This window comes from Lawsonibacter sp. OA9 (genome assembly GCF_022440585.1).
This window is the reverse complement of record NZ_JAKNTI010000022.1, coordinates 1085207-1097489: the sequence shown is the minus strand read 5'-3', so window position 1 is coordinate 1097489 and position 12283 is coordinate 1085207. Positions and strand designations below refer to the sequence as shown.

Below are 12283 nucleotides of genomic sequence, written 5' to 3'. Positions count from 1 at the left end.
AAGCGTGGGCTGATTGACAGTCGTTATTCCGTATTTTTTCAGGAAGCGGCGGCAGCGTGCTGGATCACATCTTCCAGCAGGCTGTCAAGCGGCTTCCCATCCTGTGCAAAATGCTCCGATACCTTGATACGGACTTTCCCCATGACAAAATACTGGGTGCCGTCTTTTTCGGTAAGCAGGGTGCCGCTGTTTTTGTTATTGCTCTCGTTTTTGCTTTTTGCCATAGGCAGTTACCTCCATAAATGAAATATGCCCGACAAGGGAATGTCAGGCAGGTGTACAGCCGCAGACTGTCTCCATGTCAACCGAACCGTGTCAACCGGCAGAAAAGACTTTGAAAACAATCCATAGGCGCTCTATGATTACTTTTTACTTTTTCTTTGATTTCTTGGTTGACATGGTTGACAAAGGAGAGAAATGCCCCAAATATCAGGCTTTTCCCCGTCAACCGGCTGTCAACCGAAGCGTCAACCAAACTGTCAACCGGTGGCTTTTCAGAATGGCAGTTCCATTTGCCGGGCTTCTTCTTCCGTGATTTCCTGAAAACCGTCCCCCTCCGGCGGGTCTTGGTTGACACGCTCCCAGCCTTTTTGAGAACCGTATTTCTTATACCGCTTCGGGCTTTTGTAGGCTGCCCAGCCCTGTATGATGCCGCCCGCAATGCCGGTATTCATAATCTCGCAGATTGCCCGTGTCTCCCAGTCTGCCGGGGAATTTAAGTTCCCCAGCGCTTCCTCATAAAGCTGCTTGGAGCATACCCTGTCACCGGTGTAGTCCTCCAAATAGGCGTAGATCATGCCAGCCTGTGTGTCCTCCTGCATGAAGTCCTGCTGATGGGCGTTCAGGTATCGGTTCATTTCTATGCTGAATGACAGCTTATACTTCCCACTGCGGTAAACCGTCATGGCTTCCGCCCACATCTGTTCGATATACGCCCTCGCCGCCGCTTCATCATCCAGTATGTGAACCTCCGCCCGTTCCGGGTACACCGTCACGGGGAGAAAGCGCCGGTTGCCGGTGCGGTCACGGGGTAAAAAGTCCTGCCGGTTGGTCGTCCCTCCGAATACACATTGCCGCAGCCGGTCTGCCGGGTGTGTCTCATACGGCACTTTGTAGGTTTCTTTCTGGCGGCTTAAGAATGACTTGATTTCCTCAATACTCTTGGCGTTGGCTGTGGCGATCATCTCCGACATCTCGATAATCCAATGCCCTTGCAGCTTGCGGTACACATTTTCATCGTCCAGCTTCTTCAAATCGTCTGAAAACCATTCGTCCCTGCCTGCCAGCAGCCGGAAAAAGGTAGATTTCCCGGCTCCCTGACCACCAACCAGACAGAGCATGACCTCAAACTTGCTCCCCGGTCTGAATACCCGCCGGATGGCTCCCATCAGGAACAGTTTCAAGGCTTCATAGGTGTATTCGTCCGTATCGGCTCCCAGAAAGTGATGCAGGGCGTAACGGATGCGCTCTGTGCCGTCCCATTGCAGGCTGTTCAGGTAATCCCTGACCGGATGGTAGCGGTTTTCATTGGCAACAATCTTGATGGCGCTCTGCACCTTTTTCTCGCTGGTAAGCCCGTAGTTTTCTTCCAGATACAAAAGCAGGTAGTTTATGTCCGCTTATTGTCGGCTGAAATTTCCGTTTTAGTTTTCTTCCAGATACAAAAGCAGGTAGTTTATGTCCATGTCGGTCAGCGTGGTACTGGTGCGCTCCCAGCCCAGCGGCTTCACAATGTCAATCTGCTCCGTCAAAAGGTTCAGGCGCAGCGCCCCGCGAAACAGAGGGTCACGCTGGAACACCGTCAGGCAGTTTCGGATGCTGTTCTTCACGCCGCCTTTCTGCGTCCCCTCTAATGTTTCCCGGATTTCTGCCGGTGTTTGCGCCGGTTCCATTGTGTCCATCGTCCTTTTGACCACTTCCTGCGTTTCCGGCGGCAAGCTCTGAAATTCGCTGTTCAAGCCGCAGCACCTCCTTTCCCTGTGCGGCGATCAATGCCGCTTTTTCTTCTATTTCTCCGTATAACAAAATATCCAAAAGGTATTCTGTGTAGCTTATCCTCTGCAACGCTTCCACAAAAAGAGGATGCCAGATGGCATCCTGCGGCTGTGGGGCGTATGCTGTTTTCCAATGCTCCAGCAGGCGCAGATAATCGCATAGCACCCGGAAACAATACCGTTCCGTTTCCTGAAATCTCTGCTCCGCTGATTTTTGTCGGGGCTGTGACCTGTTGTGACGCTTCCTATCTGGCGGTGCATTGCCGGGTTTCTCATAGGAAACGCCGAAGTCCTTCGCAAGCCTGACCGCAGCTTCCCGTTTCCCCAATCCATGCAGCAAAGCGGCAAAGTCGATCACATCCCCGGAAGCCCCGCAGCCGAAGCAGTAAAAGCGGCTGTCCACTTTCATGCTGGGCGTGCGGTCATTGTGGAATGGACAGCAGACCATGCCGTTTCTCCCCACCCGGATTCCATAGAATGAAGCAGCCTGCCGGGTGGTAACAGACTGTTTCACCGCTTCAAATACATTCAAATGCTCCCTCCATAAAAATACCGGCAGCGGTAAAGCTGCCGGTTATATCATAGCTCCATCTCATGTTTCTTTCTCTGTACTTCCTGTGGCTGCTCCCTCCGGCGCAGTGCGGTATCTACGGCGTTCTGCACCTGCCGCAGCCGTATGACTTCCTCCCGGAGTGGCTTGTGCTGCGGAGACAGTTCGGCATACTCTGTTTTTAACTGTGCATATTCCTGTTTCCATGCTTTCAGGGCAATGGGTTTTCCGTCCAGTTTTTCTTTCAGAATACGGCGGGCGGCATAAAACAGCCGTAACTCCGCATCGTGGGATGTTTCAAATTTCTCCCTCTGTTTCTTAAACTTGATATTGTTCAATTCCGTATGAACAGGTTTTAGCCGCTGGTAATTCTCGCCCTCCCGTATCAATTCCTGCAATTCCTTTATCCTGGCAGATTTCTTTTTCATGGAGCCGCTTAATGCTTCAAATTCTTCACTGACAGAGGAAAGACGCTCCTGCAAATCCTCTAATGTGAGCAGCTTGTTTTCCGTCAGATAATTGACGGTTTCGGCAAACTGCTTTAAGTTTCCGGTTCTGGCTTTATTGCTCCATGCCCCTGCGTTGCGCTGGTTGTAATAAGCGATCAGCAGGTCGGCAAGGCTCGGTGTCTGCGGTTTGGAAAGTTCTTCTTTTACCTCTGCCATCCAGACAAACAGGGCTTTGATCTTCTTCCTCACATCCTGCATGAGCCGGTTGGTGGCTTTAATCCAGCGGTTCAGTTCCCCTTTCTCGGTGCGGATGCCCTTTGCTTCCATCTGCCGGACATTAGCTCCCTCGTGGACAGTAGGTATCAGGTCAAGCCCCTGCCGCACATAGGAACGGTGGTCGATACGCACATCCAGTCCTTTTTCCTCAAATTTTGTATTAACGGCAGCCGCCCACTGCTCCCGCCAGTGTTCCAGTGTTTCCGGCTCGTGCCAGTCTGTTGTGTGGACAGCATTAAACATATAATCGCCATTTTTATCCCGGATTCGGTTTCCATCTTCATCAAGAAGATATTCCCGCCGCTGTTTTTGTCCCCATGTGCCATCCGGGTTCAAAGGGCGCATTGTTGTCATCACATGGAAATGCGGGTTTGGGATACCGCCATCCTCTTTCTCCGGACTGTGAAAAGCAAGATCGGCAATCATGCCTTTTGCCACAAACTGCTCCTGCACGAACTTCCTCGCCAGCTCCATGTTTTCTTCCAGCGTCAATTCATTCTGCATGGCAATATCAAATGAATAGGCAAGCTGTGCTTTTGGATGTTTCTCGCAGCTCTCCACAGCATTCCAGAGGGTCGCCCGGTCAAGATATATTTCCGGCGCATGGGGCGGCAGCATGATTTCCGAAGCGATCACGCCGCCCTTTTTGGTGTAGTCGCTGACTTCTCCATAGTAGCTGCTGTAAAGACGCTCCCCGGCTCGGTAGGCTGCGCTGGCAATGGCGCTCTGACCGGCGCTGCGCTTTATCTGTGCGATTGAAAAATGATAAAGTGCTATCCTTAGTTACCGCCTTTCTCCTGCCCGGAAATACGGGCGTGGTTTTCTGCGGCAGACCGGATGAAAGGCTCCGCCTGCGGCAGATTCAAAATGCTTTCCATGAGGGAATAAAATTCCGTTTCGGTCAGCTCCTTTGTCTGTGGCACAATGCTCTCAACGGCTGCCCCACGGGTAATCAGCCGGTGCGTCCTCTGTTTCCGGGAACCGCTTTCCAGATACGCCTGCCGGTTTTTCAAACGCTGCATTTTCCGTTTTTCCCGTTCCAGCAGGACAGTGGTTTTTTCATATTCCTGCTTTAACTGTTCCAAAGATTTTTCCATGTTCTCACATCCTTTGCTTATAAGATAAAGAAAGACCATCCGCAGACAGTCTGTGTCAGTGCTTCTATAAAAACCGATGAAAAGGGAAAACCACAGAGCGGATTTCTCTTTGCGGCGGGTACACAGGGGATAGCCGCTTTAGCGGCGCAAGGGGGTGTAGCCACCTTGTCGGAGCGAAGCGAACGCAGACCTCGGATTGCTGATTTTATCAGCGGCAGAGGTAAGCTCCGCAGGACGCACGATACATGGTCTTTAGACTATGTATAGAAGTGCGCCCTTAGTTCCTAATGGATTTTGCCGTTTCCGGCAGTCTTGTCCTTTTTCTTGGAACGCTTGGAAAGATACTTCGGGCAGTCAACCACAACCGCCCGGAAGCTCTGTTTACATTCGTGCTGGCATTTCCGGCACAGTTCGTTGTAAGTGATACGGCTGCGGTCATTTAAGAAGAAAGACCATTCCAGCCGCCGCTTGTTGCTCATTCTTGCCATAACCGGCTCCTTTCTCCGTTTCTATCTGATGTACGCAGATAGGCTGTTTTGGTGTAGCGTTTCGGTATCATTTTTAAGGTTTTTCCTTCTGTATGCCCCTTTGGAAAGTGCGGCAGTATTGCAGTCAGGGGATAATACCTCACGCTTTTTTGTCACTTCTCGGTACGGTTTCGGAGCCTTTTGCCATCCATTCAAAGAAAGCAATCTTGCTGACCTTGATAAGCCTGCCCCTGCGGAACGCCGGAAAGCCGGGTGTGTGTACCAGCTCATAGGCGCTCGCTCTTGAAATTCCCATAATCCGCTGAATGTCCGCCACATCCAGAACCAGCGGTAAATCCTCGTAGCTGTTCAATCTCTTTTTATCGTTCATTCTGTTCCTCCCATAAATCAAATAGGTTAAAATGCTTCCTGCTGCCGTTCTCCCCAAAAGCCGTTTTCCTGCCCCATTCCTGCGGTGTTTCCCTGCATTGGTGCGCCGGATGCGTCACTTCTCCTGCCGGTCATATCCCTTTTGGACGGTCATTCACTTGTCAAGGTACTGTGTGGCACGAAATTACCAACTGCAATCATCATAGCGGACTATCCTTGACAAAACAATGCTTCTGCGATACCATGAGTGTAATGAATATAACTAAATTATATAATTACCATAAGAAAAGGCAGGAGATAGGGATGGAGAATCAGTTTATACGGCATGAGCCATGTTTTGAGAGGATTTTATTTGTCCTGACGCTGGACAGGAAGAAAATGAAAGAGCGGATTTTGATTGGGGAAGAACAGCAGATCCGCTTCCGGCTGAACGGGAGCCAAAACGCAGAGGTGCTTTGTGATATGACACGCCCGCTGGGAAATTTTTTGATAAACTTTGAGCGTGACACGGACAGAGATTGGAACTTATACGGGCTTTCTCCACTGCGGCAAGCCCTCCACTCCAACCGATGGAAACAGCCGGAGCTGGAGCAGGCGGCAAGCGAATTTCTCTGGGGAAAATATCTTAGCAACGACCCTCTGAAAATGTATGTGGCGTTCCGTATCTGGAACAGCTATCTGCTTGCCAGAGAACCCCGTGACCGTAACGCTGCCTGTGACCGCTTCATGGATAAAATGAGCAGCCTGACCGGGGTATTCCATAACGAAGCCATGACCTTTGACAGGGAGACAGGAAAACCGAAACATTTTCAAGCTGGCAGCCTTTATTTCAAAGGCGCACCATCAGAAGATACCCGGCTTGACCTCTGGTTCCCGGACAACCGTCGCACAGAAGAATGTGTGTCTGCCTATGCCTCCCTCTACCCGTTGATTACCTATTATCTGAACAGACTAAATGACTGGGGGCTTTGCTTCCGGCGGTGCAAGGTTTGTGGAAAATATTTTCTGGCAAAGAGCCAGCGGTATGAGCTGTGCAGCGATAAGTGCCGAAAAGCACAGGCGCTTCAGAACAAACGGGAATTTGACGAGAGGGCAAGAGAAAATAACTATGACCTGCTTTATAAAAATGAATGCCAGAACTGGCGCAACAAAATAAACCGGGTAAAAAATACCGCAGGCTTTCCTGCTGACCGTCTGGAAAAAATACAGGTTGCCTTTTCCGACTTTAAGAAAGAAGCCTTGCAGAGAAAAAAGGCTGTAAAAACAGGAACAGCCAGCCCGAAAGAATTTACGGACTGGCTGTATCAGCAGAGTAATGTAATTGTTGAGCTGACCGAGATATGAAAAACTTTCTATCGTCAATTTCGCATTATTGCAATAACAGATTGCTTCTTCCATGAATGGTAATATTATCATCAAACTTTTGGAAGAACTATAAATGTCCGAGGTGCCTTTGATTTCGACAGAAAAACAGGCTGAATTGTTACAACGCTCGGACATTTCAAAAATTTTTTGAGAAATGGCGAAAAAGGCGGGGCAGCACACGCCGCCCCGCCAATTCCATACGGTTATTCCATTGCCCGCATTTGTTCTGTTAATGAACGCTTTTTCAAATCCCGTATTTCCCATACAGAAAGAATCAACTGTAAAAGAATCAATATTAGTAGATATCCACCTATCTGCATTGTTGGAAATTGATATGAGAGATTTGGCATACCGAATAGAATACCAACAGCTTTGCTCACAGGAATAGCTATGGGAATACCAACTAAAAGAACGATTCCAAATGAAACAAGTACATATAGCAATCCCTCTGTTATGAGAGAACGATATAATTGTTTTAGGCTTAATCCAACAGAGCGTAATGTACTGATTTCCTGTTTACGCGCTTGATGGTTAGAGAGTGTCATATTGATTAGATTGATTATTCCAAACAGCAAAATTAGTAATGACAGCATTTGCAAACTTCCAAACAATAAGTTCATAGAAGATTCCATGTACTCTACAACATCATTATAGCTGCAAATAGAAAGCCCCTTTTCTTTAGAGGTAATTTTCTGCTGAATGGCTGATTCTATTTCATCATTATAAGTTTTATCAGTTATGATCTCCCATGAGTAAGCAAATTTTTCTGTGTTTGGGAATAGTTGTTGTGCAAGTTCTTGTGTAATTATAAGATTCGCTGGATCAATAGCATCTGTACCGTTTTCGGTTCCGACAAAGCTCTTATCAAAGAAACCGGAAACAATACATTCTATTTCCTCTCCACTATTTGTAATCTTTATAGGCGTCCCTTTTGTAACCCCCAGTTCCATATATCCATCTGTCAATAAAACTTCAAACTGATTTTTAGGCATTTGTCCATCTATCAAATGTTGTTCAACAAAGCTAAAATTACCTTCTGTACTTTGATCCGAAATTATATCACACATTCCCTCAGTAACATTTCCATTGATAGAATAATGACACATTCCTACTGAATCTCTAAGTGGTATAATCTTTTGGATTCCTTTAGTATTCAAAAGTTCTTCTCTCAAAGATTCGTTTAGCGAATTATTTGCTTCGTTTTTTCCAACTGATTCTTCAGAAAGATATATACGGAAGCTTCCGCCGTTTACAAAAAACTTTTCACGGACAAATTGCTCTGGCGTATTACTAACTGCTGCGGATGCAGATATAAATAAGAGTAATCCTCCAAATATCAATGAAAGCAATGTACTGGCTGTCTTTTTCTTATCGCGTCCAAGATTTAATAGAGCTAAAGAGTAAGGTGAAATTTTCTTATTATGTTTTCGAGATTGCATCGGAGCATTTCGATAAGCTATATATCGTACTGCCTCAATAGGGGAAGTAGTTGCTGCAATTTTAAGCGGCTTGCGAACAGATAATTTCACCATAAGAGTGCAAATGATGGAAACGCCTATCATTACAAAAGGAATATTGATAGGAGAAAATCCGCTGGAAAATTCATTACTTCCCAAAACAGTTCCGACAATCGCACCCAAAACAATACCCGGAGGGATTCCAAGCCATGATAAATATCTACTTTCATAGTTTATCATTTTCTTTATCTGTAATGCAGTTGTACCTAAAGTGCGTAACTGTCCGAAATTTCTTATTTTTTCATTGATAGAAATTCTGAAAATACTTTGGATTACCGTTATACCTGCAAATAATACCAACACGGACAAACTTACAAAAGTTAGTATATTTTCAAATGACAATCCCATATTCTCTCTAAAAAAGAGAAAACTTAAGCTATAATCAGCACCAATTTCTTTTCCAATAGAAGCAATTCTTTCTTTTAGAATTTCTTTTGATGTTGAATCTGCATCAGCAAAACAAACATAGCTTTGGTATTTTGCAGGATTATAATTAGAGCTATTTTCTACAAACGATTTTGATATATAGCACGAGTAATTGCCCTGTGATTCAGTCGAGCTTTCCGTAATCCCAGAAATCACAAAATCTTGTGATTTTCCGTTTATTTGAAAAGAAATTTTATCTCCGATTGCAGTATTAGAAAAATATTTGTTCACCATTTCACGGTCAACTGCAATTTCATTTTCTTTAGATGGCATAGTCCCATCTTTTAGTGTAAATTGATTTCGGGCAATATAGCATGCCGCATCATCCATATATGCCAAATACAATGAATATCCCTCTGGCATTTTTATTTCTCCCAGATTGTAAAGCGACGCTACCATTTCGATTTCTGGTTGATGACGAAGTTTTTCAATTTTATCCTCTGTCAGATTATCATAGCTGGCTTGAAAAGTGGCCATATTATTTTGAGATTCCTGAAAAGCAAAAAATAATGTTCCACACATTGACATCAAAAACGCTGCCAGTGAAATAGCAATTATTATCATAAAATTCCGGCGCTTTTCGCTTTTCAAACTTTCCTTTGCCAGCTTCTTTGTAATGGCGCTGGTATCATTTTCAAAAGGCCATGTCATAGCTTTCCACCTCCTTATTCCACAATCTTTCCATCCTCAATGCGGACAATCCGATCTGCAAGACGGGCTATGTCGTTGTTGTGGGTAATCATCACGACAGTTTGCCGGAACTCCGCACTGGTACGCTTGATAAGTCCCAGCACCTCGGCGCTGGTCTTGCTGTCAAGGTTGCCGGTCGGCTCGTCAGCCAGTACAATAGCCGGTTTGGTAATCAGGGCGCGGGCAATCGCCACACGCTGCTGCTGTCCGCCGGAGAGATTGTTCGGCATATTTTTTAGTTTATCTTCCAGCCCCAACAAGTGAACGATCTCGTCCAAAAACTTCTGATCCACCGTGTCCCCGTCCAGCTCCACCGGCAGGACGATGTTCTCATACACATTCAGGATGGGAACAAGGTTGTAGTTCTGGAAGATAAAACCGATGTTGCGGCGGCGGAAGATGGTGAGCTGTTCGTCGTTCATTTTCGACAGCTCTTTGTCCCGGACAATCACATTGCCGGAAGTAGGGGTGTCCAGCCCGCCCATCATGTGAAGCAGGGTAGACTTGCCGCTGCCGGAGGTTCCCACAACGGCCACAAACTCGCCGTCCTCCACAGAGAAGTTCACGCCGTCAAGGGCGCGGGTGATGTTCGGCTCTGTGCCGTAATACTTTTTCAGGTCGATAGTCTGTAAAATGCTCATACTAAAAACTCCTTTCAAGGCTTTCTGCCTGTTGATAAGGCTATTGTAAAACCCAAATGTCCGCGAAATGTTACAGCGGCCAAAAAATTTCATTGAAAATCGGGGTGAAATGTTACAACGCTCGGACATTTCAAAAAAATTTACGGCGGGCAGCCGGAAATGGCCGTCCGCCGCGTTTTATTTTGTAGGCAGCATAATAGAAAATTCCGAACCCTTGCCCGGCTCCGAAACCACTTTGATATAGCCGCCCTGCCGCGTTACAATCTCGCGGGCCAGATACAGGCCAATGCCCACGCCCTGCTGTTCGTGTACTTCTTCCTCACGATAGAAGCGCCGGAAGATGGCGGCCTGATTGCTTTCGGAAATTCCCTTGCCGGTGTCGGCTACTTTGATCTCCACATACATTTCCCACAGCACCACCGACACAGCGATTTTCCCGCCTGCCGGGGTGTACTTCACCGCATTGTCCAGCAGGTTAAAGAGGGCTTCGGATGTCCACTTGCTGTCATGGGAAACGGCCAAATCCTCCGGGCAGTCCACGGACACGGCAATTTCCTTTTTCTCCGCTGCATACACGATCCCACTCATGGCCTGCGCCACGGTATCAAAGAGGCGGCCCGGCTTCTTGTCTAACTGGATCACGCCTGTTTCCAGCCGGGAGGTTTTTACAAGGGCCTGAAAGAGAAAGTCCAGCTTATCCGTCTGGCTGCGGATTCCCCGGATAAAGTCGGTGCGCTCCGCCTCGGTCATGGGCTTTTCCAGCAGGGTGTCCGTCGCCATTTTCAGATTGCTCACCGGCGTTTTCACCTGATGGGAAATATCTGATACAAGGGTCTGTAACTCCTGCCGTTCCTCGTCCACCCGGCGGCGGTTCTCCTGCATGATCTGGTAAAGCCTTGCCAGCCGGTGTCCGATTCTGGCAAGCTGGGTTTCGCTGTCCTCCGGGCGCTGGGGCGCTTCATTCCCGGCGATCATGTGGTCTAAAGTCTGGCACAGGTCAGCGGTAAACTGCGACAGCCGCGTTCCAAACGCCTGCGTCAGTACAAAAATCCCCACAAGGGCGCACAGCAGCAGCACCCCGCCCGTCAGCAGCACCGCCGTCTGTTTTGTCACAAAAAACAGGGCTATGGTGATCCCGGACATGGAGAGGGCAAGCCCTATTGCCACCCGGCCAAACAGCCGCTTTACCGAGAGGTTTTGAAACTTCATTTTGCCTCGCCTCCCGTCCATTGATAGCCCATGCCGTAAACGGTCTTGATGTAGGGTGCGCCGCCGTCGGCTTCAATCTTGCTGCGAATCCGGCTGATGGAGGTTGTCAGGGTGTGTTCGTCCACAAACCTTTCGTCTATATCCCACAGCTTTTCCAAAAGCTGCCCACGGGTCAGCACTTGCCGGGGATTTTTACGGAACAGGTTCAGCATTTTGTACTCCATCGGGGATAGGGTCAGGGGCTTGCCATTTAGGGAAGCCGTCTGCTCCGAGAAGTCCAGAAACAGCCGCCCGTCGTCGTAAATGTCCTTGGCCGGTTTGTGGTGTTCCAGCATGGCAAACATGGCTTTGATTTTCCGCTGCAAGGCCCCGATCACAAAGGGCTTTGTGATGTAGTCCACCGCGCCCACCTCATAGCCCCGTATCTGGTCGCTCTCCTGATCGTTGGCGGTTAGGAAAATCACGATGGTGTCCGGGTGTTGGGGCTTTATCAGCTTGCACAGCTCAAAACCATTTCCATCCGGCAGGTTGATGTCCAGCAGCACTAAATCAAATTCCCGCTGGCGGATGGCGGCGGCTGCGGTTCTGGCATTTAGGGCAGAAGTCACGCCGTAGCCGTCTGCGGTCATGTTATAGGCCAACATCTTATTCAAAAAACTGTCGTCCTCGACAATTAAAATCTGCTTCATATCCTCACTTCCTTTTCTTTTTGCCAATAGTATAACAGGCAAATGTCCGAGAATTGTTACAAGGACAAATATATTTATCATTTTACAGCTTTTTTCTGTGTACTGCAATTTTATAAAAGAAAGGACAGCAGTATCAAATTGCTGTCCTTGCGGTTTATTATAGCTGGTAGTGTATAAGCGTGGGTTCATCATATTTGGTGTGGTATCTTTAACTATGGGAAACTCCACTCTCCCATTTGGAGATAGCCTGTCTTGAAACGCCTATTTTCTCCGCCAGCTGTTCCTGAGAAAGCCCGCTGTTCCGCCTGAACTGATAGATCCTTTCAGACAACATCTTCTTTCCCTCCCTATAAGCACTATACCGCCATTCCTAGTTACATACTATCAACTATGGTTGAAACTTCCGCAACCGGCGGTTGCGGAAGCAATTTTTTTCTTCTATAACAGATATCCTTATCCCGCACCGTAGTAAAGAAGTGAATATCAATAGTATACTCCCGATTCTTTTCCACTGCCAGAGGTA

Annotated in this window: 11 protein-coding genes and 2 pseudogenes; 1 reads left to right on the top strand and 12 read right to left on the bottom strand. The window is 47.6% G+C overall.

The window, feature by feature from the left end; all coding sequences use genetic code 11:
- Positions 1–38: 38 nt before the first annotated feature.
- From MCG44_RS06380 to MCG44_RS06350, 7 genes and pseudogenes are all read right to left on the bottom strand, one after another.
- Entirely contained in the window at positions 39–224 is a 186-nt protein-coding gene (locus MCG44_RS06380; protein ID WP_004849804.1) for a hypothetical protein, read from the bottom strand.
- Positions 225–494: 270 nt separating this feature from the next.
- Positions 495–1901: pseudogene (locus MCG44_RS06375) on the bottom strand (VapE domain-containing protein).
- On the bottom strand, positions 1786–2526 hold the full coding sequence (locus tag MCG44_RS06370; protein WP_144124320.1) for a CHC2 zinc finger domain-containing protein: 741 nt from the start codon (positions 2524–2526) through the stop codon (positions 1786–1788). Before MCG44_RS06370 ends, MCG44_RS06375 begins: the two are co-directional and overlap by 116 nt.
- A 47-nt stretch (positions 2527–2573) precedes the next feature.
- Complete coding sequence (gene mobQ / locus MCG44_RS06365; RefSeq protein ID WP_240288886.1) at positions 2574–4046, bottom strand: MobQ family relaxase; 1473 nt, start codon at positions 4044–4046, stop codon at positions 2574–2576.
- Between the two features lie 2 nt (positions 4047–4048).
- Positions 4049–4366, bottom strand: a complete 318-nt coding sequence (locus tag MCG44_RS06360) for a DUF3847 domain-containing protein (protein ID WP_240287347.1) — start codon at positions 4364–4366, stop codon at positions 4049–4051.
- A gap of 284 nt (positions 4367–4650) precedes the next feature.
- Positions 4651–4854: a hypothetical protein gene (locus MCG44_RS06355; RefSeq protein ID WP_118141915.1), complete on the bottom strand. Its 204-nt coding sequence runs from the start codon at positions 4852–4854 to the stop codon at positions 4651–4653.
- A 139-nt stretch (positions 4855–4993) separates the two neighbouring features.
- Positions 4994–5224 carry a helix-turn-helix domain-containing protein gene (locus MCG44_RS06350; RefSeq protein WP_004614947.1) on the bottom strand — a complete coding sequence of 77 codons (231 nt, stop codon included), beginning with the start codon at positions 5222–5224 and terminating at the stop codon, positions 4994–4996.
- 302 nt (positions 5225–5526) lie between these two features.
- On the opposite strand from MCG44_RS06350, the gene MCG44_RS06345 reads away from it, so the two are divergent.
- Positions 5527–6567: a DUF6076 domain-containing protein gene (locus MCG44_RS06345; protein WP_187031125.1), complete on the top strand. Its 1041-nt coding sequence runs from the start codon at positions 5527–5529 to the stop codon at positions 6565–6567.
- Between the two features lie 224 nt (positions 6568–6791).
- On the opposite strand, the gene MCG44_RS06340 is transcribed toward MCG44_RS06345, so the two are convergent.
- The 5 genes and pseudogenes from MCG44_RS06340 to MCG44_RS06320 form a co-directional block, all read right to left on the bottom strand.
- Positions 6792–9182, bottom strand: coding sequence for an ABC transporter permease (locus MCG44_RS06340; RefSeq protein ID WP_240287345.1), 2391 nt, complete (start codon positions 9180–9182; stop codon positions 6792–6794).
- Positions 9183–9196: 14 nt separating this feature from the next.
- Positions 9197–9862: an ABC transporter ATP-binding protein gene (locus MCG44_RS06335; RefSeq protein WP_002586598.1), complete on the bottom strand. Its 666-nt coding sequence runs from the start codon at positions 9860–9862 to the stop codon at positions 9197–9199.
- A gap of 177 nt (positions 9863–10039) precedes the next feature.
- A complete protein-coding gene (locus MCG44_RS06330) occupies positions 10040–11071 on the bottom strand; it encodes a sensor histidine kinase (protein ID WP_158369529.1) in 1032 nt (343 codons plus the stop codon).
- A complete protein-coding gene (locus tag MCG44_RS06325) occupies positions 11068–11760 on the bottom strand; it encodes a response regulator transcription factor (protein WP_025490271.1) in 693 nt (230 codons plus the stop codon). Before MCG44_RS06325 ends, MCG44_RS06330 begins: the two co-directional genes overlap by 4 nt.
- 217 nt (positions 11761–11977) lie before the next feature.
- Positions 11978–12094, bottom strand: a pseudogene (locus MCG44_RS06320) (helix-turn-helix transcriptional regulator); the annotation flags it as partial.
- Positions 12095–12283: the final 189 nt, after the last annotated feature.

Coding starts and splice junctions, on each gene's coding strand:
- MCG44_RS06380 (WP_004849804.1), bottom strand. CDS start 224: ATGGCAAAAAGCAAAAACGAGAGCAATAACAAAAACAGCGGCACCCTG.
- MCG44_RS06360 (WP_240287347.1), bottom strand. CDS start 4,366: ATGGAAAAATCTTTGGAACAGTTAAAGCAGGAATATGAAAAAACCACT.
- MCG44_RS06355 (WP_118141915.1), bottom strand. CDS start 4,854: ATGGCAAGAATGAGCAACAAGCGGCGGCTGGAATGGTCTTTCTTCTTA.
- MCG44_RS06350 (WP_004614947.1), bottom strand. CDS start 5,224: ATGAACGATAAAAAGAGATTGAACAGCTACGAGGATTTACCGCTGGTT.
- MCG44_RS06345 (WP_187031125.1), top strand. CDS start 5,527: ATGGAGAATCAGTTTATACGGCATGAGCCATGTTTTGAGAGGATTTTA.
- MCG44_RS06340 (WP_240287345.1), bottom strand. CDS start 9,182: ATGACATGGCCTTTTGAAAATGATACCAGCGCCATTACAAAGAAGCTG.
- MCG44_RS06335 (WP_002586598.1), bottom strand. CDS start 9,862: ATGAGCATTTTACAGACTATCGACCTGAAAAAGTATTACGGCACAGAG.
- MCG44_RS06330 (WP_158369529.1), bottom strand. CDS start 11,071: ATGAAGTTTCAAAACCTCTCGGTAAAGCGGCTGTTTGGCCGGGTGGCA.
- MCG44_RS06325 (WP_025490271.1), bottom strand. CDS start 11,760: ATGAAGCAGATTTTAATTGTCGAGGACGACAGTTTTTTGAATAAGATG.